Here is a 26,529-nt window from a genome sequence, read left to right on the forward strand (position 1 = left end):
ACAAAAAGATACTATTCTTTTTTTTACTAAAAAAAGGTATATTAGATATACTAATTAGGCCTTTTTTCACCTTTCCATCGAGTAGCGGAAACAGAACAAGGAGGAACAAACATGAGATCCGATCGCAATAAGAAGAAAAAGAAACGAAAATCACTAAAAATATTCGGGTTCATCCTTCTTATCCTTTTCATCGGTGGCGGTGCTTATGCAGCATCCGTATACCAATCCTTGTTAGGAGCGGTTAACACCATGAAGGGAACAGAACATAAAACGGATAAACGCGTGGAAGATATAACGTTTAAAAAGCAGGATCCCTTTTCATTACTCATACTTGGGGTAGATGAAAGGAAAAATGATAGCGGACGTTCGGATACCATGATCGTCATGACAGTAAATCCCAAGAAAGAATCGATTCAAATGTTGAGCCTCCCTCGTGATACACGTACGGAAATCATCGGAAGAGGCACGACAGAGAAAATGAACCATGCCTATGCGTATGGTGGCATTACCATGGCCATTAACACCGTTGAATCCTATTTGGATATACCGATTGATTATTATGTCAAGATGAATATGCAAGGGTTTCAGGACATCGTCAATTCAGTTGGCGGCATCACAGTCAATAATGATATGGCCCTCGTCTACAAAAAGTACAGCTTTGCAAAGGGAAACATTGATTTGAATGGAAAAGAAGCGTTAATTTATTCCCGGATTCGCAAGGAAGACCCACGAGGTGATTATGGACGCCAAATGAGACAGCGACAAGTTATCCAAGCCGTCATCAAAAAAGGCGCAAGTTTGTCCACACTGACCAATTACGATGATATCCTTGACGCAATCGGCAAAAACGTAGAGACCAATTTGACCTTTAATGAAATGTTAAGCATTCAGAAGAACTACAAATCTTCTCTCAATAAAATAGATCAATTCACATTAGCGGGTGACGACCAACGAATCGATGGTCTTTGGTACAATATCGTTTCCGACGAAACAAAACTAGAAGCTCAAAACCGTATAAAAGCACATCTTGGAATCTAATGAAGAAAGGGCGGAACTTTACCAGTTCGCCCTTTTTCTCATTTCACCATGGATGCTAAATCCCTTTCATTCTATTAATCAATCGTTTGATTAACATCTTTTCCACTGTAATTGGCGTCACCCAATCCGCTCACTATCTGGAAAACTTCTTCCTCTTTTTTAATGAAGGTACGTGATTTTTATTCCATATAAATCTCTAAAATTTTCTGACTCCTATGAAAAAACACCGAAAAATTCTATCAAATTATTGATGTTTTTTCCATATAAAAGAATTTGGTAGTAAAAAACTAGAAGAATATTAGAAGTTCTTCCTAATTGGTATTTTACCAATTAGGAAAAGATAGGTATAATAAGAAATGATTGAATTATTAGAAGTATATTTATAGTATTGGTATAACATTGAACTTTCACTGGAGGGAACAAGTAATAAATGACTAATCAAGAAGAAACGAATAATCTTTTACAGAAATTGCAGGAGAATCCTCCTAAAATTATTGGCGGTTACAAAAAGCAAGGTTGGGCTGTAAAAACTTTAGAGAAAACGAGTAATCCTGATGTCGAGGAAGAAGAAAATAATCTGGTTACTGCTAAATCCGTATTGAAGGCAAGTGATGAGACTTACTATCCAGCATTCTTGACGTTGAATATGGAAAATAACGGCCAAATTATAGGTGCTTATCTTATCTCCGAAACTGAAGAAGAGTTCGAGTTAATTCCTTTTGAATTAGCCCTTCCGTATACTGGGAAAGAAGAAAGTGAACTTCTACCCTTTACTTATCGTACCCTCGTTCAAATTGATGGAGATCAAAGTCAAAAAAATTGGCCTGATTTTTCTTAATTCCTTTAAAAATATCTCTATAAAACTCTTATAAAGTAAGCAAACCCGAAACAAGACACTCTCCATGAGAGTATCCTATTTCGGGTTTTTCTTATGAAGTAAAAGAAATGACCCCACTTATCATAGCGGAGTCATTCAAAAACATTCAATCAAGCCCTATATTCCGTATACGTCACACAGAACTTGGCGGATATACTTTCCAACGGGATAGGTCAGGGTTTTTCTTTTTCACAAGCTCTCCTGGGAAAATGAAAGTCCATGGCTTACTCGTATTGGCCTTCACTTCGAAATCATCGAGAGAGAACCCACCTTGGCACACTTGATCTCCATTGCCATCCTCTACAACCAGAGGAAGCTTCTCAATCTTAATTTGTTTTTCACTACCGTTTCGGATCAAAACCGTTACAGCCAACTGTTCGTTATCCTTGAACTTAGCTTCCAGACCCATGAAGTTCACTTCGCCCTCGTTAAGCTTCGGAAGTCCTGCAACTAGCTTTCTCAAGTTCTCTTGTTGAGCCTCTGGAAGCTGTTCTTTCCAAAGGGGGGCCAAGTCTAGCTCATGCTCTCTCTTCTGGTTCTTCAGCTCAAAAGCGATTTTCCAACCCTCATCAGGTATAGCCCTATCCAAGATATCAGGCTCTTCGAACAGGAAGCGCCATGGCACACTTGAAAGCGCCGGGATTTCTCCCATCGTTGATAAATCGAACGCCTTCCTGGCCAATGTTTTTCCATTCTCATCGAGCAATAGCAAATCAATAACCTCGAACCGGACAGCCTTATCGAGCGTATTTCTCAAAAATGCCAAAATGACTACATCATCTTCAACCCTCGTTAGCTTCACACCGGAAATTGAAATCTGGTTTGGTTTTAAAGAAGGTAATTGTTGATGGTGAAATTTGAAAACATATTCTTCTTGTTTGGAAGATTCCCATTCCTCATGAAATACCAATGAAGTATATACCGCATCTTCCTCAGTTGAGATAGCCTCTTCAGCTGAGGCTGTATTAATTGTTTTCTCCATTATTTTTAATTTATCTTTTTTCCCGAATAAACCCATTAATGATTCTCCTCCATTTCGTCCTCATCCTGAGAACTTTTTACATATTCCATAAAGTGAATACTAATCTCTGATTGGATTTTATTTAATAGGTTATTGAACTGGCTCAGCGCTTCTTTGCCAAACAGCATATAAGGATCTTGTTGGCCATAGCCACTTAAACCGATTCCTTCCTTCACTCTATTCATTTCATCTAAATGACTCATCCAGTTCGTGTCGATCTGTTGTAGCATGTAGGCACGTAATTGCCCCCCCCACTCAGCATCTTCCTGTAACGTTAACAATATAGGTTCCATCTCGGCAAGTGCAGTAAGTGCTTTCTCTTCAATTTCAGAACCATTTAAATTCTGCAAATCACTTTCCTGCCAATCTAATGATAAGATCACAAGAGAAAGTTCATCAATAACAGCTTGTACATCCGGTTCTTCTATCTCTGTGGAATAATGCATCATGACAATTTGGTGGATATAATTTTGGATATATTCCTTTAAGATTGTAAACATCTGATCAGGTTCCATATCTAGAATCCGATCTCTCATCGAATAAATAATCTGGCTTTGCTCATTCAAAGGATGCTCTAATTTCAATAAATGGGTACGGCTTGATTGGTGAGTTTGCTCAATCGTTTCCTGGACCATTTTCACAAACTTCTCCGGAGACGGACTTAATACCAATCCAGTATCATCCGTCTTGACCTTCTTCATGTACTTTTCAGTTTCTTCTTCATCATAGTAGGAGAACAGATCATCTTCCAAGGAAATGATAAATTGGGTAGAACCCGGGTCCCCTTGACGTCCTGAACGGCCCCGTAACTGCATATCGATTCGATTGCTTTCATGACGCTCCGTCCCAATGATTTGGAGCCCGCCCAATTCCTTCACATCTTCATCCAGCAAGATATCCGTTCCTCTTCCTGCCATGTTAGTTGCAATCATTACTTGTCCTTTTTGCCCGGCTTTGGTGATGATTTTTGCCTCATCCGCTTCCGTCTTCGCGTTAAGAATTTGATGATGAACCTTTTCCCGATCCAAATGGATAGAAAGCTTTTCTGACTGTTCTATCGATGTAGTACCTATTAGGATCGGTCTACCTTGCGCATGAATCCGTTTCACTTCTGCAACGATCTTTTTATGCTTACTTAGCTCATCTTTAAAGATTAAATCCGGTTCATCCACACGCTGTATCGGTTTATTGGTTGGAATTTCGATAACAGGCAGTTGATATGTCTCCCAGAACTCCCCTTTCGAAGGCATGGCACTCCCAGTCATCCCTGAAAGGGAATGATATAAACGGAAGTAGTTTTGAATCGTAATCGTTGCTTGCGTTTCATTCTCTGCAGAGATCTCCAAGCCCTCTTTCGCCTCGATTGCTTGATGCAGTCCTTCACTAAAGCTACGGCCTTCCATCACCCTGCCTGTGAACTTATCTATTAAGGAGATCTCTCCATCCTTGACGATATAATCTACATCTAATTTCAAAACGGCATGCGCTTTAAGCGCTTGCGTTACATTGTGCAGAAGGTCTTGATGTTCTATATCGTATAGGTTATCGATTCCAAATGCCTTTTCAATCTTTGTTGCACCCTCATCTGTTAAAAAGGTTGCCTTCGATTCGTTAGAAATTTCGTAATCTACCTTTTCTTTAAATGTCTTCATGATTTGCGCTGTGATATGGAACAACTCAGCGCCTTCGCTTGATTGTCCGGCAATAATTAAAGGGGTCCTAGCTTCATCAATCAAGATGCTGTCAACCTCGTCGACAATCGCAAAATGATGACCTCTTTGCACCTTTTCCTCTTTTCGGAAAACCATATTATCACGCAAGTAATCGAAACCGAATTCCGTTCCCGTTCCATACGTAATATCGGCTGCATAGGCTTCCCGCTTATCACTTGGAAGCATCTGAGAAATATTCAAACCGACTGTCATGCCCAAAAACTCATGGACCTCGCCCATCAGATCTTTATCCCGGCTTGCTAGATATTCATTGGCCGTGATGATATGGACGCCCTTTCCTTCCAATGCATGCAAATAGCTTGGCAAGGTAGCTACAAGGGTTTTCCCCTCACCCGTATTCATTTGGGCGATGGCCCCTTCATTCAGAACAAAACCACCTATAAGCTGAACGTCATAGTGTCTAAGACCTAACACTCGTTTAGAAGCTTCCCGGACTACAGCAAAGGCTTCAGCCTGGATATCCATCAAGGACTTTCCAGAAGCTAGTAAATCCTTGAAATGGTCCTTCATTCCCTTTAATTCTTGATCTGAGTATTTTTCATATTTATTCTCTAATTCATTCACATTATCTACAAGCTTATAAATCCGCTTTAAGTCTTTAGAACTCTCATTAAAGAACTTTTTCATACTAGTTAGCATGGGGTTCTCTCTCCTATTTTTTCAATTAAAAACTAGTGTAATTATATCATATATAGTTATATATTGGAGACTTAGCATTAATTACCTACAATAAGTAATAACTAGAATAAAAGGTTTTTTTAGCTGATTTCTTCCTTCTTTCGACCTTTGTAACAGAAATGTAATATAAAATGTCGTTTATTGTAACATGACTATAATACTATATAACTACCAATTTATATTAGTTTCAGGAGGAAAAATCCATTGAAGAAAATGTTAAGTAGCCTTGTCGTCGCTGCCGCCATATTGATATCGCCATTACAGCATCAAGCTTCCGCTAACATAGGGGACCAAACTCTTGAACCTGAAATGAAACATTCCGACGTCCGCCAACTTCAAAAGCTTCTGAAGTTCAAAGGATACTTTAAACCTTCTGGTTCATATTCCAATCATTACAATGAATCAACGACCAAAGCAGTAAAGGACTTTCAAAAAGACCATAAGATAAAGAAAAGTGGTGTAACCAACCGCTCTACCTTCAATGCTCTTGGTGTATATAACATAGATAATGAAGCGTTACTAGAAACAGCAAAGAAATACAAGGGTGTCCGTTATAAATGGGGTGGGACCTCTCCGAAAGGGTTCGACTGTTCCGGTTTCATCTATTATGTCTTTCAAGAATCACAGGATATAACGCTGCCTCGTACGGCAGCGCAATTATATTCCCAGGTCGGCTTGAAAACATCCGAACCTGAACCTGGCGATCTTGTATTCTTCAAAAGCGGTAAACGTGTATCACACGTTGGGATATACATAGGTGATAATCAATTCATTCATTCGGCCACTTCAAAAGGAGTCAGCATAGCAAGTATGGATAACTCCTATTGGAAGCCGAAATATCTCGGGTCAAAAACCCTATAAAAAAAACGAAAGCTGGCTCTCCGTCCATGAGTGCCAGCTTTCGTTTTTCCATCTATTGAACAATACTATTGCTTGACCGAAGTGATGACCATTTTGCTAAAGTCGTCTTTCTTATAATCAAAACGATGATTCGTGACATAAATGGTTTTCCTTTTCAAGTCCCCGGTAATGAAGGTCTCTCCATACTCTCCGAATATATGACGAGCTACCGAAATTTTTGAGATGACATTTCCTTTGCTATCAAGAACCGTGACATATCCATCTGTCCGATCTCTTTTCCCTTCAGCATTATAATTGTTCACATAAATTTTGCCGTTCATGACCAAACCATTCATAAGGGACCCCGAAATCGATTTATACCAAGCGATTGAACCATTGGCATTGAACTTAAACAGCTTCTTCCCTCTTTCGACATATACTTCCCCATTGTCCGTCATCATGGCATGTTGGATTGTAGTATCGTCCATACTAGGCATTTTTGTTTTCTTAATAAGTTTTCCCTTAGCATTCATTTTGTAATAATAGCGCGTATCCAAGAAGATGCTATCATTCTTATATTCAAAAACCTTATTGACCAGCTCACCACCCATTTTGACTGTACGGATTCGTTTTCCGTTCTCATCAAAAGCGGAAAGGATATGATAGATATCTTCTGTCGCCCCATCCCAATAAGTGGCTTTCATAAAGGCATGGTTTCCTGAACCGATTAGTGAAACGTTCACTAAATTGACCTCATTATCTTCTTCAGCCAAAGGATATATCTTATACTTCACTTTTCCTTTACTCGTGTACATCGTTACCGTTGTGTTTATCCCACTTGAGTGAAGATGATAGACGGTTCCACTGAAAATATGAAACTCTCCTTCTCCGGCCTCCAGCTTGAATTGTTGCTTTCCTTTTGTAGAAATCTTATATAATGTCCCTTTAGTTGATTTCGCATAGATATTTCCCTTTTCATCTACCTCATGATCCTGCAATTCTTGACCGATGTTATGAGTCCACAGCTTTTGCCCTTTTGGGTTATAACCCGTGATTTTTCCCTTTGAGTAATTCAAGGCTAAGATAGTCGGGGCGGTCAAAGTACCACCCAGTTCAATCTTCTCGGCAGTCAGTTTCCATTTCCCACTTTTCTTTCCCGTTCTCGATAGTGATAGGATTTCTGCTTTGTATTTACCATCTATCTTTTGATAACTCCCAACTAACAGCGACCCGTCCTTTTGAACGATTGGCTCAAATAATGCCCCCCCATTAAGGGAAACCTTCCAGTTTTCCTTTGCTATTGGCGTCGGAATTTTCTTTGCTAAGGTTTCAATCGGGAATAATGTACTCACCGCGAGCATGATGACCATAAGTAAAGTTAACCTGTGCCTGCGCGTTGATCGACTATGCATCTTTTAACCCCCTTCAATCATTTCTTCTTCTCATATTATAATATAATCCGCACTCGAGTTTCCTATAAATATCCTTAAATAGATGTTATATCCTATTAATTGACTCATTCCTCCCTACCTCCCTTAATCATTTTTGAAGTGCAGTTTCCTTTCCTTAATACGATTTGATACGCTTACTATCGAAATATTTTTTTATTTTTTTTACTTTTTCACAGTAATATTTCTTTGTACTTTGTAAAATAAGCACCTATTTTGACAAACTGGGCGTATCCATAAAATGAATGAATGTCCATTCACTACTCACTTTTTAGCCAACATATAAAATAAATCAGACTTTAGGATCTAGTACCTATGAAAAATATTACTATTTCATGAAACTTTTATCCTAAAAACCACTTAAAATCCCATTTTTAGTTGTCCTTAATAAGAAGGAATTAGAATAAATAGTCAGAATATACTTATAAAAGTTGATTGGACGGCTCCCAATCAGCTTTTATAAAATTTTATAGGTAGGGGGTTATGTATGAAAGATTCAGGATTTCAGTTTGGTGGCTCCCAAAATAGGACGGGATGGATTATTGCCATCATTGCTGTCTTATTAATCCCATTCATCTATGCAGCAATCATTCTAACTGCAAAATGGGGGCCATATGACAATTTATCCAAATTACCTGTCGCTGTCGTCAATAAGGATGTAGGTGGCACTTCAGGCGGGAAGCCCATTAATGTCGGCAATGATTTAGTGGCTGAGTTGCGGTCTGGCGATACCCTCGGATGGGAATTCGTTGATGAAAAGACCGCTAAAAAAGGGTTAGAGAATACCGATTACTACATGGTCATTGAAATTCCGGAAAATTTCTCACAGAATGTAACAACGGTCTTGGATGCAAATCCGGTAAAACCCGAACTGATCTATACTCAGAATGAAGGGTTGCACTTCATGGCTGCCCAAGTAACCAAAAGTGCTACAGAACGTATTCGGGAAAGCTTGGCTGATAAGGTGACCGCCACTTATACAACGAGCTTGCTCAATCAACTGGGTGATATTGAAAACGGTTTCACAGATGGGGCGAATGGTTCTCAAAAAATCAATGATGGAGCCGGAGAACTGAAAAATGGTACCGCTCAAATCCTTGATTCCTTGAAACAAAAGGCACCAGACATCGCAAGACTTGCAAGTGGAGCGGCAGAATTAAAAGCTGGAACGAGCGTCATGTACAGCTCTCTTTCTGGTAAACAGGGAGACATCGGCAAATTAGCGGATGGAGCCAAACAGGTAGACAATGGAGCTCAGACCTTAAATGGTGGGGCTAGAAAATTAGATGCTGGTGCCCAACAATTGAACATTGGTGCAACCACACTTAACGGCGGGGCCAATCAAATCAATTCCGGTGCCCAGGCTCTTAATAGCGGCGCCAACCAAGTCAATGATGGGGCTCAAGCCCTTAACGGCGGCGTCAATCAAGTCAACAATGGGGCTCAAACCCTCAATGGTGGGGCCAATCAACTAAATACAGGTGCCCAGGCTCTTAATAGTGGCGCCAATCAAGTCAACTCAGGCGCTCAAGCTCTTAATGGCGGAGTCAATCAAGTCAATGATGGGGCTCAAACCGTTAATGGTGGAGCCAATCAACTGAATACAGGTGCTCAAGCTCTTAATAGTGGTGCCAATCAAGTCAATTCAGGCGCTCAAGAACTTAATGGTGGAGCCAATCAACTGAATACAGGTGCTCAAGCTCTTAATAGTGGCGCCAATCAAGTCAACTCAGGCGCTCAAGCTCTTAATGGTGGCGTCAATCAAGTTCATACAGGCGCCCAGGCCCTTAATGGCGGCGCCAATCAAGTCAACTCAGGTGCCCAAGCTCTTAACGGCGGCGCTAATCAAGTAAACGATGGGGCCCAAAAATTAAATGAAGGAGCCAGTTCGGTATACGCTGGTGCTACTTCATTACAGGGCGGGGCAAGCCAAGTGAACGATGGAGCCCAAAAACTGAATAGCGGTACAAAAGAATTAGCCACAGGTGCCACTTCTTTACAAGATGGTGCCAAACGAGTGTTAGATGGTTTAACGACTGCCGAGACAGGAAGCAATAAGTTGAATACTGGCCTATCGACTCTTGTTGAAGGCAGTAAAGGACTTTCTACAGGTGCTGAAGGCGTGAACTCTGCGGTGAAAGGATTATCTCCAGCCGCTAGTAGTGTTGCAACAGGCTTGGCCCAACTTGCTGAGCAAGTTCCTGAACTTAAGGCAAGTCAGGATTTCCAAGAGCTATTAGATGGAAGCCGACAGGTCGCCGGCGGATTGGGGCAATTAGCCGACCAAACGCCTGGTTTAGTATCGGGAGCTGCTCAAATAAAAGGTGGGCTAGCCGATGCTTCAACAGGGGCCAACACTTTAGAAACTGGGTTAAATACCTTAGTAGCAGGACAAAAACAAGTTTACGCAGGAACACAGAACTTAGCTAAAGGTGCAGGTGACCTTTCCGCCGGAGCTAGCCAACTCGTAACAGGAACTGGTTCATTGGCAGAAGGTACGAATACACTTGCCGCCGGAACTGCAGCTCTGGCAACCGGCAGTAAAGATTTGGTTGCCGGGACTGGATCACTCGCTTCTGGAAGCAAAGAACTTGTGGCAGGAACGACCACGCTTGCCAATGGAAGTAAAGATCTTGTAACGGGAACAGGTACCCTCGCTCAAGGTAGTAAGGACCTTGTCGTAGGAACCGATTCACTTGCAAAAGGCAGTAAAGACCTTGCCACTGGTGCAGGCACGCTTGCTAACGGGACAAAGACCCTGGCAGCCGGAACAAGTACACTTGCTAGTGGCAGTAAAGACCTTGCTGCTGGCGCAGGCACGCTTGCCAACGGGACAAAAACCCTTGCGGCCGGAACAAGTACGCTTGCAAAAGGTAGTAAAGACCTTGCAGCCGGAACAGGTTCACTTGCCAAAGGTAGTAAAGATCTTGCCGCCGGTGCAGGCACGCTTGCTAACGGTACGAAGACTCTTGCTGCTGGAACAAGTACGCTTGCAAAAGGCAGTAAAGATCTTGCCGCCGGAACGGGCACACTTGCTAACGGTACGAAGACTCTCGCCGCTGGAACAGGCACGCTTGCAAAAGGTAGTAAAGACCTTCTTACTGGAACGGGTACGCTTGCTAATGGCACGAAGACTCTCTCTGCTGGTGCCGGTAAGCTTGCCGCTGGAACGGGCACGCTTGCTGCAGGTAACCAAACCGTGAAAGCGGGATGGAACGACCTTACAATCGGTGCAAACAAACTGGATAACGGGATGACGCAAGTGAGTGACGGCACGAAAACCGTGAAAACAGGTTGGGGCACTTTATCCGATGGTGTCCAACAAGTAGACGGTGGTGTCGGACAAATCAAAGATGGCAGTAAGACATTGACAACCGGCTTATCTGGCGGTGCTGATAAATTAAGTGCCATTAACACGGATGAAAAGAACATTGCCATGTTTGCGGCACCAGTGGAATTGAGTGGAAAGTCCATCAATACATTCCCTGGATACCGTTATGCGAATGCTCCATATATCCTTTCGTTAGCATTATTCGTAGGAGTTTTGGTCATGGCTTGTCTCTTCAACTTACAATTGCCAGCGGTGACAGAGGGCTCTGCATTTAGATGGTACGCGATCCAATTCAGAAACATGGCAGTGCTTGCGATAGCCCAGGCGCTCATCGCATCTGTTTTCGCTTCCTTCTATTTAAAATCAACCTTTACAAACGGGATCATGTTAATCTTATTCTCGGTATTCATCAGCTTAACCTTCTTGGCCATCGTGTTCTTCCTAGTGGCTTTAGCTGGAAATATCGGGCGTTTCATCGCTTTTGCATTCTTGGTTTTACAGCTATCCACAACAGGTTCAAGCTTACCAGTTCATATGCTTCCAGAAGGATTGCAAACATTAAGTAATTTCTTACCACTTACGTACTCGATTAACGGCTTTAAATCTATCATCACTCTTAATAACTATGATTTATTCTGGTCAAGCGTCAGCGTTCTTGCCATATTCCTTGTCTTGTTCGCTGCCCTTTCCCTGGCTGTTATTTGGTTCAAGTCCGGTAGAAATTCAGAACGTGCAGATGTTGCAGCATAAAAGTTTTTACCTTCCTGATATTCAGGAAGGTTTTTTTTATGGATCTCTACTAATAATAGAAAGACATACATCAAATGGAGGATTCCACATGACTAATAAAATCAGAAGCATTCAACTATTCATACGCCCGTATGGTCTAGCATTAGTATCCCTCCTCCTCATTTTCCTGGCCTACCCGATTCATGGACAAGCTCAAAAGCCTCCCAAAAATGTAATCCTGCTCATTGGCGATGGCATGGGTGTAGGGGCCATCGAAGTTGCCCGCCAATTCGAATATGGTAAATCCGGGGTGCTTCATATGGAAAAGTTAGAACATGTCGCCCTGATGCGCACCTATTCCGCTAATAATTATGTGACCGATTCAGCGGCCGGAGGGTCAGCCATCGCCACTGGCATCAAGACCAATAACGAATCGATCGGGGTTGACTCGACTGGAGTAGAGGTCGACAGCATTCTAGATGCCTTTCAAGCACATGGAAAAAAGGTCGGGCTCATTTCCACTAATATGGTCGTCGATGCCACCCCGGCCGCTTTCGGTGCCAGCGTAAAAAACCGCTGGACAGGTGGTTCCCAGATCGCCCGGCAGCTCTTTGATCACCGGATTGACGTCATTCTTGGCGGAGGCGCCTCCTATTTCGAGGAGGAACGGCAAAATGGCGTCGACCTGGTTTCCAAATTTAAAGAAGCCGGTTATGCGTTTACTGCAAATAAGGAAGAACTTGCTTCCGTTCAACACCCTAAAAAACTGCTAGGGCTATTCCACCCTACCTATATGAATTTCAAGCTGGATAGAGAAGTGGTCCACTCACAGGAGCCCACACTCTCCGAAATGACGGCAAAAGCACTTGATGTCTTATCTCAAAGTGACAACGGATTCTTTTTAATGGCGGAAGGGGCACGTATCGATTCAATGGAACATGCCGCAGACTATCCAGGAATTTGGAAAGAAACGATTGAATTTGACCAGACGGTAAAGAAAGCTGTCGAATGGGCCAAACAAAGAAAGGATACCTTGATTGTCGTGTTGGCTGACCATGAAACGATGGGAATCTCCGCATCGGAGACGATGGACATTGCTGCATTGAAAAAAATCAAAGTATCTACTCAATATATGGCCAAACAGCTTACCTTTGATAAAGACAATAAAATTGAACCGAAAAGTGTCATTTCCGCATTCAAAAACTATGCCCATATCTCTCTTACACCTGAAGAGGCACAACAATTCATCGATCACGTAAGAAGCAATAGAACGCTTGTCTACCCGCAGCATAGCATCGATTGGGAAATTGGCAGTACTATCGCCAAACATTATAAAGCTGGAGTAGCGGACAGAAGTATACGTGCAGCCAGTTCGACAGGAGGGCACACCGCCAATATGGTGCCTGTCTTTGCAACCGGACCTGGAAGTGAGGCATTCGACGGCGTACTCGACAATACGGACATCTCACAAATCATTGCCAAAGCGGCTGGCGTTCCCTTTACCCCAGGCCAACAATTATCCCAAAATTAGGGCTGACACATAGTCAGCCCTAGTTTTTTTTATATTTCATGCTTTAGCCAAAAGGGATCGAACATGTATTATAATGATTCATATATCAAGTTTTACATAGAAAGGAAAAGACCATTTTGGAATTGAATATCACGTTATTTAGGATGATTAATGATTTAGGCAAAGAGCATGATTACCTGAATCCTCTGTTCATATTTTTCGCAGAATACTCCATGTACTTCTTAGCCATGGCTGTTATTCTTTTCTTTTTTACAAGAAACGGGAGAAATCGGGTCATGGTCGTTTGTGCAGGGCTTACATTCATTCTTGCCGAGGTAGTCGGCAAGTTAGTGAGCAAGCTTCATACAAATTACCAACCATTTGCCGTATTGGATGATGTAAATAAATTGATAGAGAAAGATATCAATAATTCTTTTCCTAGCGATCACACCATCCTCTTCTTTTCCTTTTGTATGACCTTCTGGTTATTCAGTAAAAGTCGATACCGTTTTCTATGGTTGGTCGTAGCCGTACTAGTCGCGCTTTCCCGGGTAGGAGTAGGTGTCCATTATCCTGCTGATATCACTGTCGGCGCATTGATTAGTATATGCGTATCCTTTATTGTTTACAAAGTCGTGCCTCCCTTAACGATTACGAAACGTCTATTTCATTCACAAGCAAGCATAGAACGAACCAAATCAAAAGAATTGTAATCACCAAAAAACCGCCAGTTCCCTTCACTGGCGGTTTTTCGTGTAAAGTCTAATTGGTAACAAGGAAAATCCTTTCGGTACTTAAAAGAAATTCATTGTATTGGTAATTGATCCGGATAAACATTTCAGCTGTGTCCTTCGCTACATTGTTCGTTAGGTCTAGTTTATTTTGTTGATTCAGTTCATTATACGTCACCCGATATTCCGAACCGGGTCCCGAATTCTTCCAGGCCATTAACTGGACGGTCCTCCCTACCTTTTGAAAGGTATTATTCTTAATGGTTGGGTTGATCGCCCCACTGACTAAAATACCTCGGGTGTCCTCCTTGCCATTTTCCACATTCTTGATGGTATTATTCCTAATCCGGGCATTCGACCAATTCATCACGCGAATCGCATCGCTACGCGTTTTCTCGATTCTATTGTTTTGAATCACTACTTTATCATGGTATTTGGATTCGGAATATTTATGGGTACCCACTGCACGATCCAGGTTTTTGAATGTATTATGTTCAATGGTCACGTTCTTATTGGCCGTTTTATCAAACTTACTCCAAGTTTGGCTCCAGCCTTGTGTACTTTTGTCAGGTGTATCAAGGTTAATGGCTTCTTTATTTACATTCTGGGAAGCCTTGGAATCCATGAAGGTATTTTTGCGGACCATGACATGATCCGAAGCATCCATCTCAATAAAGTGGCCGGAATACATATTCTTGAATTGGATATTCTCCACATTGACGTTTTTGTTATGTCCCATGATGATGGCGATTCCATCTTTTATATAGTTCATATCGACCGTTACATGACCTTCCCCAATAAATGATATATTCTTCTCACCATTGTGCTTACCATAAACCCCCTTCTTGGAAGATTTGGATGGCCTTATCAGTTGGAACATCGATTTGGCCGCAACGAACTGGCTCGTACCCGTTTTATTTCCTTTAACCAGCTTCACACCATCCTTCATCTTGATCGTCACATTCGAAGGAACATAGAGCGTATTACTGATTGTATATGTCCCTTTTTTCAGAACTAGCGTTCCGCCACCCTTTTTCTCTAGCTGTTCAAGGTATGAACGCAATAGGTAATAATGCTTCGTATGCGTGTTATATGTAGAAAAATTCATCATCTTATTCTTATATGTTTTACTGGCCGGTGATATGGTATAGGTCGGTTTGGAAGCCGCCACTGCCGAATGCATCGGTAATCCTCCACTGATCAATAACATAACGGCGATACACACTAACCTAACTTTTTTCCTCATGATGCTAACTCCCCTTTTTATATGCTTTTCCCTAAAAATCCCTTTGATTAACAAAGGATTTTTTTTACACTTTACCTATAATATCACTTTTCTTGATGAAATAAGCATATATGACCACAAATATTCCATTTAATTCTATAAAAATGAATAAAAAGACACCATCCAGTTGAATGGATGGTGTCACATCTTATGATTTTTTTATATAAGCCTTGGAAACATACCCACTTTTGTTTCCTTGTTTCACCTTATACCAGTTCCCTTGTTGGGCTAGTATGGTAACGGTTTGGTTTTTCTTAAGCTGGCCGACGATTTTGGAAGTTGTGTTCGTCTTCTCCCGCATGTTCAAAACCGTAGCTGTCACGTTTCCCGTTGTTTTCTTGACGGTGATTTTTGTAGAGACTGACTTCTTGTTATTGCTTCCATCAATCGCGGTGATGGTTGCTGTATACGTACCGTTGGTGACATTCGCAAAGTTCCACGTAGCCGATTGATCACCTTTTCGTAGCGATTTACCTTTGGTCGGGGTCGCTACCACTTTCCCCTTGCTGTCCGCGACTTGGACCGTAACGACCGCGGCCTCGTTTAGGTTATAGGAAATGCTCGCCTTTTCGGTGCTATAATTCCCCGATGTAAGGATGTTTGTGATTTTCGGAGCGGCGGTATCCTTATTCACGACAGGCTCTGCTGCAGGTCCGGCCCCCCCGTCACTATATTCCCTCACGATCGTCGTGTTCGGGTAATAAAACCCGATAATCTCTTGATACGTTTGCCCGGCTTCCGCCCTATTTCTCGCGCCATATTGGCTCATTCCCACGCCATGACCAAAGCCTAGCCCTTCCAACACAATCTTGTCAGGATTCGCTTGTTTCGAATCCAACGCTAGGTAGCTCTTCATCTTGTCCGTTCCCACCATCTCACGGATTTTCGAAGCGGCAACATTCGTGAGGATAAGTGTTTGAGGCACCAATTCCCCCGTATCCGTTACGATATCCCTCACAAGGAAATTCAGTTGGATGGAACCTTTCGTGACCCGTCCTCCACTCGTTTTATCCGATACGGATAAAACGGGAATATCGGTGATCTTCATGTCCTTCTTGCTATAGCCATTACGTTGAAGCCATATTTTCAAATTCGGGACAACCGTGGTATCTTTCTCTTTCACGCTTGTCCACCAATCTGCCGGCTTCGACAAATCCTTATCGGAAAGATTGATTTGCTGTTTATCCAACTCAATGGACCACCTTGTTTTCGAATCAAATGGATCCACTTTAATGGCCAGATAGTCGAGAGGCTCGCCATTGGTCCAAACGTTAGAATTCAATTCCGTCATCCCGCCATTACTCGAGGAAAATAGCGCTTCAATCAACTTTCCATCATGCTTGATGACAAGCCCCTTGGTCTGTTCTGCCGCCAAATTAGAATGGGGATGACCGTCGGCTCCCCCATATACCTGATAAGAAACCGTATCATCAATCACGGTAGATTGGTAACGAAGAGCATAGGTGCGCGCTGCGATCGTTTGGGCTTTCAAGGCCTCGATATGCCAGAGTGCCGGCATTTCCCTTGGTACGACACCCTTTACATACTCCTCAATATGAACATGGTTGATGGGACGTATATAACCCCCTTCAACCATAAACTCCATTGATCCCGGGTATGGACGGTTATTTACATTAAGAAGAGACGCTTCATTAACCGGCATCACGGTAAACGAGTCATATGTCCCGATCTTTTTGGCAAGCTTGTAGATTGCTAGCTTACCTGACTCCACCTTAACGGTCAGCTCTTCGCCGCTTTTGATGAAGTCTTTTCCATCAGGCATTTGATAGTCCCCTGTAGCCATGATTGTCACAGTAGTTTGGTTGCCCAAGTAATTTTTCAGTTTCACTTTCATCTCTGTAGACTTTTCCGCTGCCGCTGCTTCATGCGCGGGAAATGCAGTGAATAGGATAAAGAAAGCCATGCATATATACTTCAAACCTCTCATCTTCATTCAGCCTCATTCCTATACTAGTTTCTAAGTTAAAAGATTCCTATAGTCATACTATCGGCAGTTCAGGCAGAATTCTAAGAGGAAAAAGGAAACCGACAAATTTACCTTAATTAAGTTTTTTCACATCCGTGCCAAATACGGTTTTCACCACATTCTCAGCAGCTTTCCCATTATCCCATGCACAATATTTTGCATAGAACTCATCATAAATATCTTGATACTCTACTTTCACTTGTTCGATATTCGTCACGGCATCAATGATTTCTTCCGTGTTTTTCACTAACGGGCCTGGCACCTCTGTTTCGATATCAATATAGAAGCCCCGCAATGTATCCCGATATTTCTCCAAATCATAAGTGAAGAACAAAATCGGCCGTTTCAGATTCGCATAATCGAAGAAAACGGAAGAATAGTCCGTGATCAATAGGTCGGAAATCAGGTAGAGTTCAGCAATGTCATCGTATTTCGAGAAGTTATAGACAAACCCGTCCATGCCCTCCGTATCGATATCATCCGCGATAAAGTAATGCATACGCAGTAAGACCACATAGTCATCACCCAACTGCTCCCTCATTTTCTTAAGGTCCATCTTCAGGGCAAACTTGTATTTTCCCGGTTCATAAAACTCATCGTCACGCCAAGTCGGGGCGTAGAGAATCACCTTTTTATCCCGCGGAATATGAAGTCTTTCTTTTAAACTGGAGATATACTCTTCGTTATCATTCTGGTAGAGAATATCATTTCGCGGATAGCCGAATTCCAGCATATCTTTCTCATACTTAAAGGCGCTCCTGAAAATGTCAGACGAATACTGGTTGGGGGAGATCAAATAATCCCAACGTCTCGATTGATTAAAGAAATGCTTCTTATAATTCGGGTTCGCCGAATAGATATCATTCATATCAAATACCAGCTTCTTCAATGGTGTCCCGTGCCATGTCTGCAAATAGACATTGCCTTCACGCTTGTTCAATTTAAGCGGCAGACGGGAATTGCTCACCCAATACTTAGCTGTCGCCAAATAATAGTAATAGGCCAAGCTGAACCGCTTCACCTGTTTCGCATTGCCAGGCAGTTCTTTCCCTGGTTCATTAAATATCCATACATATTCATAATCCAGGTTGTTCTTCACCATATATTCGTAGATATACTTCGGACTGTCCGAATAGTTTTTTCCTAGGAAACTTTCAAATACAATCGTCTTTTCTTTTAATGGCTTGTTCATGAAGACAGAACGGTATAATTGAATGTACAACTTCTGTCTGCCTTTCACGGCACGTTTCGTATTGCGCGCAAAATGGTGGAAGCCAATCAGTTTTTTATACGAATCGGTTTTTCTTTCCTGCAACAGCTTCAATTCTCGTTTGACCACGACATTCAGTTTCTTTGTCTTTGAAAGATCCACCTTTTCCACAGCCGTTGCCAGTTCATTGAATAATTCACCAATCCGGTTGTTATCAGAAAAGATCATGATGACCTGCTTGCGGTATATATTCAAAAATAGCCAATCCAAATAAGAAGAGACCCGTTCGTCGGTGCCATATAGATCTTGAAGATGATTATAGATCAGCAAAAAGTCCGAGACCTTCTTCTCCCGATCCAACTGCATCAAAGCAGGGTTGGAAATGGGGTCATTACGCCGGCGCTTAAAGTAGTAACAGCGCGTCAGGAACGGGAAGGTATCCAATTTTTTGATGACTGGCGTAATGAAAGCTAAATCGGAATAGCAATCGACTTTCTCTGAAAAACGAAGCTGGTTCTTTTTGATGAAATCATGAGAAAAAAGGATATGCAGGGCAGACATCCCACGGAATGTCCGTTGGACCCCTCTACCCAAATGGACTTGAGCATCCTCTACCTTCTCTTCCCCTTCTTCGATTTCCATGCCATCGTCCACTTCTTCGCCGACCATATTATCAATCTTGCTATCTTCCTTATTCTTCAAACGAATCCGCTTACCCGTAAGCATTTCATACTCGCCAATATTCTCGACCAAACGGCCAATCGTTTCAAGCGCAATGAAATCATCACTATCAAGAAAATAGACAAAATCCCCCGTCGCCTGGTCCAAACCAAGATTCCGGGCTGCCCCTACACCTTTGCTCCCTTCATTATGGATACAAATGACCCGCTCATCCCGTCTCGCCACTTCATTCAGAATCGCAGTAGATTGGTCAGTCGACCCATCATTAATCAATATAATTTCAAGATTCCTATACGTCTGATTCACTACAGAATCTAAACATTCCACTAAAAACTCTTCCGTATTATATACAGCAATTATGACCGATACTTTTTTCATTTTTTAAACCCCTTAGGTACACTTTTTTCCCTAAATTTAAATAGGTAGGTTCATTATACAATAAAATGAGATTTTGGGTTTCGGTGTGACAATATTTGGGTTTAAAAGAGTGAATGTTCTAGAAAATGTTTTCAATTCCTCACGCCATATTAGTGCTCTTTTTTATCTTTTTGAATATCAACAAAGGATACAATCCTATGTAATGCACTTTACCCTTCCCTATTTTTTCTTGTATTCTGTATCTCTCAAATACCTTTATCCTTAAACTCTAGAATGATTATGTAAATAATACTAAAATAGTTATTTACACCCACCATATATAGTAGTACTATGTACTTATATTAATTGGTATTTTTACCAAGGAGGAACAAATGAAAACATATAAATCATTAAAAATCTTTATTATACTCTCCTTATTTTTGGCTTCAGTATTTACACTCGCCCCTTGGTCAGAGGCACAAGCAACTAGTGGAAAAACGGCATACGTTGATATAAAATCAGGGTATTTAAATGTCAGAAGTGGTCCAGGCAATAGGTACAAGTCCATTGGAAAATTGTACAATAAAGATAAAATCAAAGTTATTTCCGTAAAAAGTGGCTGGGCAAAATTCAACTACAAAGGGAAGTCACGCTACACCTCTAATGACTACTTACGCTACTATAAAACAATGTCAAAAAAAGAAGCTAAAAAGATCGCCGACAAGGCGATAAGATTACAGAATAGCCTTGATAAGGCTTATACCAAAAAACAGATTAAAGCCAAGTTATCACCATCCTTTACAGATGCTTTTATTAATAAATTTATTAAATATGATTTTTGGGAATCTGGAAAAGATAAATCTGGAAACACACTCTATGCACCGATACCAACGGATTTTCCATATTACTATATTATGTATGGATTCATTTGGGATGAAGCCAAAGCCTATGAAAGAGCTTACCCAGTGAAAGTCAAATACTATAAGAAAAAAGACAAAGAATATTTATTGGTTTCTCAAAAATACTATCCAGATGATATGTACACAAACGTTGAGCAAAAAGTCTATTTCTCAAAATCTAGTTCGAAAGCAAAATGGAAAGTATACGATACACGCTGGTGAGTAATCTTTCAAATAACGGTTCCCCTTGTTAAGGACATTTTATAAAGACCTAAATAACTTAAAAAGATGATCCCTGTAATCAACCGGGATCATCTTTTTGTATTTATTGGTAACTATAGTTATATAGCTTTAAGTTTTTTGTTTATAAAACCTTCAATTAGAGATGAAATGACACCTCTTTTTAATACCAAAGTTGATTATGTTTGTACAACTACTTTCTAATTAGAAAAGAAATTTAATTCATAGCAATCATTGCTATGTAGTCTTTGCATAATGCTGTTCATCAGCTTGCTTCTTTTTTGTTTGGCTCGGTCCTTACAAAAAAAAAGAAAAGCCCTGCAGAGATTTTCTCTCCACAGAGCTTTTCAAAGGCCCAGAAATAGAAGCAAACTAAAACTCTCCATTTCCGTGGTGACACAGGTACCATCCTCTTATTTCATCAATTACTGAGCAACAGTTACTGATCAGCAGTATCATTATTTAGATTAGTTAGAAACCGCAGTATCTGAGAATACTACACCGTTATGCTTAGCATCTGTCAAATCGATAGTAGAAGCAGCTTTTACAACTAGTCCTGAAGTAGAAGTAACAGGTGTTGTAAGTGTAATAACAACTTTAGATGTGTCAGTATCTAGAGCACTAGTAGAAGCCACTTTTGTACCATTTTGGTATACATCAAAGTCATTTCCAACAGAAGTGTCAAGTAAATCTTCATCAAAATCTACTACAATTGTATTAGTAGCAGTTAACTTAACAGCCGTTGAAGATTCCAATTTAGGAGCTACGTTCTCATCAAAAGATTTGATTGCAGTGTAATTATTCATAGCTGTGAAGCTATCAGCAAAACCTTTTACATTTTTAACTGTTACTTGACGTACGCCTTCATGACTGATTGTTCCAGCAGCAATCGATAATTCTACAGTTGCTCCTGAACCAGTGTTAGTTACCACTTTTGCACTTTCAATAGTAGCACCTTCAATTGAGTAGTTAGATGCAGTTTGAGCAGATGCTACATCTACTTTATTTGCAAATGAAACTACTACAACACCTGGTTTACCAGTTTTAGAAGCTACACTTGTTGGTGCAGGTAATTTAAGTGTAGATGTGTTTATAGTAAATGCTGTTTCTTTTTTCGCATTTGCATTCCCGAAAGAATCTTTAGCAATACCAGCAGATACTTCTACATTATAAGTTCCAGGAGCCAGTGTATATGCTGCACCAGCATTTTTTAAAGTAGATAAGTCAATTTTAACGGATTTTGATTTAGTTGCAGTCAATGATGCATTATGGAATGTTGGTGCATCAAATGCTAAAGTTGGAATTACATCTAAATCGCCGTTTGGTTTAGAAACAGTACCAGTCAATGTACCAGCAGCTAGGTCAGCTAAAGTAACTTCCTCATCAAAGTTAACAACTAGGTAATCAACGCCACTAATTTCTGTTAATGAAGTTGATGTAACAGTTGGAGCTGTTCTTTCAATTGAGAAATCAACAATTTTAGTAACAGGTGTAGTTATAGCACCCGCTGTATTGTAAGCATCCCATGATGTAATTGATACGTCCTTAAGACCTGATAAAGCTTGTTCACCAGCTGTTAAAGTAACTTCATACACTTTAGCATCTGCTGTAACAGTTGCTGTAGTAGGAGTACCACCATCAATAGTAACAGACGGTGCAGTTTGTAACTCTTTATCAAAAGCTACTTCAAGTTTAGTTGCAGATACACGTTTTACAGATGTAATTGCAGCTTGAGCTTTAACTGTCACATCTTTAGTAACTGATACAGATACTGGATTTGGTGATACTAGGTTTCCAGCCTCATCTTTTAAACCTACAAAGTTAAGGTTAATTGCTTTGTTAGCGTCCGCCACATCGATATCAGAAAGATTAACCTGAATCACATTACGTTTAGTAGCATGATTTGAGAAATCGGCATCTGTAAAGCCGGCAATTGTTGCTGCATTTAATTCAGTTCCATCAGCACGTTTTACACTTGTTAAGCTGAAATCTGTATCAATTGTAGCAACTGGTTCGCTGAATTCAAGGTAAGCTATAGTGCCAGCAGCATTGTAAGTTAAACCTTTAAAAGTTGGACGTGTAGTATCTTTAGCAACTACTGTACCTTCATATTTAGTGAAGTACGAACCATCTTTTGTAGTCTTAACAGTATTTTTAGCAATTTCAACTGTATACGTTCCTTTAAATTCCTTGCCTGCCGCTGTAGTTAATGTTAAAGATTTACCATCAGTAGATAGTTCAGCTTTAAGTGTTCCAGGAGTTGTAGCTCTAACACCATCAACAGTTTCAGCTGTCAATGTAATGTTTTTAAGGTTGCCAGAAGCATCTATTACATCTGACTCAAGAACTGGTTTGTTAAATTCAACTTCAATTTGTGAAGCGTTAATCGCACTTACATTCTTAACCTTTGGAGTTTGGTTAGAAGTGATTTCTTTATTTAACTCCGTTTTCACGCCATAAACAGTTGATTCAACTGCAACTTTGTTTGATCCTTCTTCTAGTTTAAGAGTATAAGATCCGTTTTCGTTAGCTGCTACTGCTTTTCCATTAAGTGTTACTTTAATGTCAGAGCCTTTTGTAGCTTTAACAGTGATTGTTTTTGTTTCTTCTTCAGTTGTTTCTCCGTCGGTGATACCTTCGATTGCGACTGTAGCCTTAACAGCCTTTTCGAATGCAGTGTTGTTTTTCTCAACTGCTTTTGTGATGTTTTCAGCTAATTTAGTGTCTAATTTTGCAATTTTAGCTGTTTGATCTTTCACACTTTGAATTGTTTCGTATGCAGCTTCAAGGTCTTTTTCGATAAGATCTTTTTGTTCAATGTCTTTGTAAGCATTGTAAACTTTCATTTCATCGTTTACAGAGTCAGCTAGTTTGTGAGCTGGTTCAGCATATTTTTCTTTTAAAAGATTACGAGCATCCGGTCCGTAGATTTTGTCTACTTTTGCTTCGAATCCTTTAATTGCATCGTTATATGCTTTTTGTGCAGCTAAAACAGTTTTTTGTTTTCCGCCTTCAACAGCTTCAATGAATGCATTTTTAGCTGGGTTAAGGTTTGTGTTAACAGCTGCTAAGTATGCTTCAGCGCGTTCAAGGAAGTATTTTTTCTCATTTAATGTTTTCGTGTAAGCAGCTTGTTTCGTTTTGCTTCCGCCGTTTTTAGCAATTTCTTTTGTTGCTGCAGCATAGTAATCATTAGCCAATTTCACTTGGTTTCTGATTGTTCCAGTTGCAGGAAGCTTGCCTTCGTTCTTAGCTGCTTTATGGTACGTATCATACGCTTTTGCCATTTGGTTCGTTGCTTTTGTAATGGCTTTGTCAACTGAGCTCGTTGCTGCCTCTGATTGTGTTGGTGCTACTGCTACGAATGCTGAAGCGGCAATTGCTGCTGCTGTTGTAATTTTGATTGCTTGTTTTTTCATGTTATTAATGTTTCCCCTTTCGGAATCATAGATTGTAGTAGGTTGTTTAGTTGTTAAAACTATATAAGTGCGATCAGTAAAATTAGATTGTTAGAATCGAATGGGCATCCGTACAGGATGGTTACCAGAACACTCTACTGATACATCGGTCATAAGTAATTTGCTATATATACTATCTTGGAATAGGAAATAAGTCCTATAAACTTCCGTATATTCGCATAGAGCCTCCATGCCCATATATTAGAATTTATCTTCCTCCTTTATCCTTTTGTAGCTTCATTATACATTAAAATTAGAATTTGTAACCATTTTTTTAGCTTTTTTTGATTTTAAGTAACATAAATTGAATTAATTACCTTATCAATTACCATTTTTTATTTATTTTTCTAGTATAATACAATGGTAAAACAAGTAACTTATTAAGGTCTAAGGGAAGGTGTCTTTTGGTTATTTGAAAGTTAAAAAAACCTGTGTAGTCCTTAAGACTCCGGTCATTTTTACAACCTAGAGTAATAGATAAGCCACCATCGAAGTAGAACAAACGCTCGCTAATTTTTCATCTGCTTATTCATCTGTTTAATCTTAGACATTATTCTGTAACATTTACGGTAGTTTTCTATAAAAGATTTCATAATGAAAGAGTCATTTCCTATACAAATAAATAAATCATTCTACTTTTTTATATAGAGTTTTCATTACCACTGTTACATTTTAAATCTACCCACCCCATCTCCATTAAGTAATTGAGCACTAGTTACAAATGTGTAAATATTATCCACCATTACAGTTACTTCCCCATTGATTCCCAAGTTAAAACATCATTTAATATAAATTATAAAATACCTAAGATAAATCAAACATATTTGCAAGAAAATAGTAATAATATTTTATAACCAAATTATTAACCTTTTTCCAAATTTTTATTATAAAGGTATACTTTAATTACCACTATATACATTTATATACATTTTTTATAATTAAATATTTTTTGTAATTATCATGTATGTTTTTGTCCTAATTCAAAACATATAAAATTCGTAATAGAGTTACTTCTTCCTCTTTTTGTGATTCATCAGCACTCTTTTCCCGTAGAAACTGTTGAAATGATTGGACCAGTTCACTATACGCATTTTCTCCTAATGAAAAAGAGCCATGAATGCTTGATTTGCATCCATGACTCTTAGATTTTACTACTATCGATGATCAGACAATTTTTCATTAATGAGCACCTATTTCTTCTTTATTTATCTTTAGTTAATTCTCGCACTACCTCCGCAACGAACACGGGAACGATAATTTTCAACCACATTTACCTTACCCCCTTTCAGTATGTCGTGAGTTTTAATCAATCAAAATAAGCTCATTTATATGGGAATGATTGATTTATCTTTTAGCATTCCAAGCAATATTATTTTTGTAGCGAGTTCCCATAACTTATGTCGTGAACTTGTTCCAAAGATTCTACCAAACGCTCCAGATAGTCGATGTAATTTTGGACAATCTCTCTTTGGTGGATATTATTTATACAAGATATAGATCGTTCAATCTGTCCTTTATCAATTTCAATGAACGCCTCATTCGTCTAACAACTCTAAATTACTTCTTCTTTTAGTTAGCACTTGATCCTCGTAAAAACCCGTTGCTTTTATTCACTCTCCGATAAGTCTTTTCACCATTTCTACGGATTTATGAAAGATACTCATGTTAATTTTCCTCCTGTGTTTTGTTAGTAAATACCTGCTTACCGTTTAGCAGTATAACCTGCAACAACTATTTTCTAGATTCTGGATTCACACCAATCATACCTAGCCATTCATTTTCTTCTGGTTCATAAGCCAAAGTATCATAAAACAATGGATTAGATTAGGTAATTCAGTAAGAATTTCAGCTTTTATTAACAGTCCTCTATTCCTGATGATAGAGTTCATACGCTTAGGCACTTATTTCATTTGATTCAACTAGTAGACCAAATTCATGTAGAAGAGTCTTACAAAACCAGTTCCTCCCTCTGGTCATGACAGATAACCCTTTTTTCCAAGAGAAATATACCACCTATTCTCAGTGATGAGATGATCTAATAAGTAAATGCCTATGATTTTCCCTGCTTCTCTCAGCCTCTTAGTTACTTCTCTATCTAAACCTCCATAAACTCTTTTGCAAGTTCATACGCATCCGATAGAGCAGATATCCTTCGATTTCTATACAATATGCTAAATTCCTTTACAAACTTGACCCGAACAATGTCTATTCGTTTAGCTGGCTGTATCCTCATTGCCACTCCTCCTTCTAAAATCTCTGATTGGTTAATTGGCTGCATACCATAAACTCTCATATACTTCCTCCTCAATAAAAATAGCCCTAACTCCATGAAAGAGTTAGGATTTGGTAGATTATATTACATACACTTCACTTATATAATATAAGTTTATCTTTCTACTTGATTCGGTTCTAATGAAAATGAAAAGCCCCATAGAGATTTTGATCTCTACAGGGCCCATTTAGATGCCATTATTAG

At 39.9% G+C, this 26,529-nt stretch carries 15 protein-coding genes and 1 pseudogene; 7 read left to right on the top strand and 9 right to left on the bottom strand.

The features are described from left to right. Window positions 1-111: 111 nt before the first annotated feature. Window positions 112-1,038 carry an LCP family glycopolymer transferase gene (locus ACIQXR_RS05325; protein ID WP_403079650.1) on the top strand — a complete coding sequence of 309 codons (927 nt, stop codon included), beginning with the start codon at window positions 112-114 and terminating at the stop codon, window positions 1,036-1,038. A 430-nt stretch (window positions 1,039-1,468) separates the two neighbouring features. Then, window positions 1,469-1,876 carry a hypothetical protein gene (locus tag ACIQXR_RS05330; protein WP_403079652.1) on the top strand — a complete coding sequence of 136 codons (408 nt, stop codon included), beginning with the start codon at window positions 1,469-1,471 and terminating at the stop codon, window positions 1,874-1,876. A 172-nt stretch (window positions 1,877-2,048) separates the two neighbouring features. Here the strand turns inward: ACIQXR_RS05330 and ACIQXR_RS05335 are convergent, their stop codons facing one another. Together ACIQXR_RS05335 and secA2 are read right to left on the bottom strand one after the other, a co-directional pair. Beyond that, window positions 2,049-2,933, bottom strand: coding sequence for an accessory Sec system S-layer assembly protein (locus ACIQXR_RS05335; protein WP_403079654.1), 885 nt, complete (start codon window positions 2,931-2,933; stop codon window positions 2,049-2,051). Further along, window positions 2,933-5,308 (bottom strand): accessory Sec system translocase SecA2, encoded by a 2,376-nt coding sequence (gene secA2, locus ACIQXR_RS05340; RefSeq protein ID WP_403079656.1) that lies wholly within the window; start codon window positions 5,306-5,308, stop codon window positions 2,933-2,935. The genes ACIQXR_RS05335 and secA2 overlap by 1 nt, the downstream gene beginning before the upstream one ends. Before the next feature lie 252 nt (window positions 5,309-5,560). On the opposite strand from secA2, the gene ACIQXR_RS05345 reads away from it, so the two are divergent. Then, window positions 5,561-6,208 carry a C40 family peptidase gene (locus ACIQXR_RS05345; RefSeq protein ID WP_403079753.1) on the top strand — a complete coding sequence of 216 codons (648 nt, stop codon included), beginning with the start codon at window positions 5,561-5,563 and terminating at the stop codon, window positions 6,206-6,208. A gap of 65 nt (window positions 6,209-6,273) precedes the next feature. Here the strand turns inward: ACIQXR_RS05345 and ACIQXR_RS05350 are convergent, their stop codons facing one another. Next, a complete protein-coding gene (locus ACIQXR_RS05350; protein WP_403079660.1) occupies window positions 6,274-7,599 on the bottom strand; it encodes a hypothetical protein in 1,326 nt (441 codons plus the stop codon). Window positions 7,600-8,122: 523 nt separating this feature from the next. On the opposite strand from ACIQXR_RS05350, the gene ACIQXR_RS05355 reads away from it, so the two are divergent. From ACIQXR_RS05355 to ACIQXR_RS05365, 3 genes are all read left to right on the top strand, one after another. Further along, a complete protein-coding gene (locus ACIQXR_RS05355; RefSeq protein WP_403079662.1) occupies window positions 8,123-11,716 on the top strand; it encodes a YhgE/Pip family protein in 3,594 nt (1,197 codons plus the stop codon). Window positions 11,717-11,804: 88 nt separating this feature from the next. Then, window positions 11,805-13,226, top strand: a complete 1,422-nt coding sequence (locus ACIQXR_RS05360) for an alkaline phosphatase (protein WP_403079663.1) — start codon at window positions 11,805-11,807, stop codon at window positions 13,224-13,226. Window positions 13,227-13,342: 116 nt separating this feature from the next. Next, a complete protein-coding gene (locus ACIQXR_RS05365; RefSeq protein WP_403079665.1) occupies window positions 13,343-13,918 on the top strand; it encodes an undecaprenyl-diphosphatase in 576 nt (191 codons plus the stop codon). Window positions 13,919-13,967: 49 nt separating this feature from the next. Here the strand turns inward: ACIQXR_RS05365 and ACIQXR_RS05370 are convergent, their stop codons facing one another. From ACIQXR_RS05370 to ACIQXR_RS05380, 3 genes are all read right to left on the bottom strand, one after another. Then, window positions 13,968-15,182: a right-handed parallel beta-helix repeat-containing protein gene (locus tag ACIQXR_RS05370; protein WP_403079667.1), complete on the bottom strand. Its 1,215-nt coding sequence runs from the start codon at window positions 15,180-15,182 to the stop codon at window positions 13,968-13,970. 187 nt (window positions 15,183-15,369) lie between these two features. After that, window positions 15,370-17,175, bottom strand: coding sequence for a SpoIID/LytB domain-containing protein (locus ACIQXR_RS05375; RefSeq protein ID WP_403079669.1), 1,806 nt, complete (start codon window positions 17,173-17,175; stop codon window positions 15,370-15,372). A 106-nt stretch (window positions 17,176-17,281) separates the two neighbouring features. After that, on the bottom strand, window positions 17,282-19,477 hold the full coding sequence (locus tag ACIQXR_RS05380) for a bifunctional glycosyltransferase/CDP-glycerol:glycerophosphate glycerophosphotransferase (protein ID WP_403079671.1): 2,196 nt from the start codon (window positions 19,475-19,477) through the stop codon (window positions 17,282-17,284). A gap of 371 nt (window positions 19,478-19,848) precedes the next feature. On the opposite strand from ACIQXR_RS05380, the gene ACIQXR_RS05385 reads away from it, so the two are divergent. Continuing rightward, window positions 19,849-20,577, top strand: coding sequence for an SH3 domain-containing protein (locus tag ACIQXR_RS05385; RefSeq protein ID WP_403079673.1), 729 nt, complete (start codon window positions 19,849-19,851; stop codon window positions 20,575-20,577). A 485-nt stretch (window positions 20,578-21,062) separates the two neighbouring features. On the opposite strand, the gene ACIQXR_RS05390 is transcribed toward ACIQXR_RS05385, so the two are convergent. From ACIQXR_RS05390 to ACIQXR_RS05400, 3 genes and pseudogenes are all read right to left on the bottom strand, one after another. Beyond that, window positions 21,063-24,014 (bottom strand): hypothetical protein, encoded by a 2,952-nt coding sequence (locus ACIQXR_RS05390; protein ID WP_403079676.1) that lies wholly within the window; start codon window positions 24,012-24,014, stop codon window positions 21,063-21,065. Between the two features lie 2,012 nt (window positions 24,015-26,026). Then, window positions 26,027-26,149 (bottom strand): annotated as a pseudogene (locus tag ACIQXR_RS05395) (JAB domain-containing protein); the annotation flags it as partial. Next, window positions 26,149-26,346, bottom strand: coding sequence for a hypothetical protein (locus ACIQXR_RS05400; protein WP_403079678.1), 198 nt, complete (start codon window positions 26,344-26,346; stop codon window positions 26,149-26,151). The pseudogene ACIQXR_RS05395 and the gene ACIQXR_RS05400, both read right to left, overlap by 1 nt. Between the last annotated feature and the right edge of the window lie 183 nt (window positions 26,347-26,529).

Origin of the sequence: Peribacillus sp. NPDC097224, assembly GCF_044761985.1 — a bacterium.
Classification (GTDB): Bacteria; Bacillota; Bacilli; order Bacillales; family DSM-1321; genus Peribacillus.

Coding starts and splice junctions, on each gene's coding strand:
- ACIQXR_RS05325 (WP_403079650.1), top strand. CDS start 112: ATGAGATCCGATCGCAATAAGAAGAAAAAGAAACGAAAATCACTAAAA.
- ACIQXR_RS05330 (WP_403079652.1), top strand. CDS start 1,469: ATGACTAATCAAGAAGAAACGAATAATCTTTTACAGAAATTGCAGGAG.
- ACIQXR_RS05335 (WP_403079654.1), bottom strand. CDS start 2,933: ATGGGTTTATTCGGGAAAAAAGATAAATTAAAAATAATGGAGAAAACA.
- secA2 (WP_403079656.1), bottom strand. CDS start 5,308: ATGCTAACTAGTATGAAAAAGTTCTTTAATGAGAGTTCTAAAGACTTA.
- ACIQXR_RS05345 (WP_403079753.1), top strand. CDS start 5,561: ATGTTAAGTAGCCTTGTCGTCGCTGCCGCCATATTGATATCGCCATTA.
- ACIQXR_RS05350 (WP_403079660.1), bottom strand. CDS start 7,599: ATGCATAGTCGATCAACGCGCAGGCACAGGTTAACTTTACTTATGGTC.
- ACIQXR_RS05355 (WP_403079662.1), top strand. CDS start 8,123: ATGAAAGATTCAGGATTTCAGTTTGGTGGCTCCCAAAATAGGACGGGA.
- ACIQXR_RS05360 (WP_403079663.1), top strand. CDS start 11,805: ATGACTAATAAAATCAGAAGCATTCAACTATTCATACGCCCGTATGGT.
- ACIQXR_RS05370 (WP_403079667.1), bottom strand. CDS start 15,182: ATGAGGAAAAAAGTTAGGTTAGTGTGTATCGCCGTTATGTTATTGATC.
- ACIQXR_RS05375 (WP_403079669.1), bottom strand. CDS start 17,175: ATGAAGATGAGAGGTTTGAAGTATATATGCATGGCTTTCTTTATCCTA.
- ACIQXR_RS05380 (WP_403079671.1), bottom strand. CDS start 19,477: ATGAAAAAAGTATCGGTCATAATTGCTGTATATAATACGGAAGAGTTT.
- ACIQXR_RS05385 (WP_403079673.1), top strand. CDS start 19,849: ATGAAAACATATAAATCATTAAAAATCTTTATTATACTCTCCTTATTT.
- ACIQXR_RS05390 (WP_403079676.1), bottom strand. CDS start 24,014: ATGAAAAAACAAGCAATCAAAATTACAACAGCAGCAGCAATTGCCGCT.
- ACIQXR_RS05400 (WP_403079678.1), bottom strand. CDS start 26,346: ATGAGAGTTTATGGTATGCAGCCAATTAACCAATCAGAGATTTTAGAA.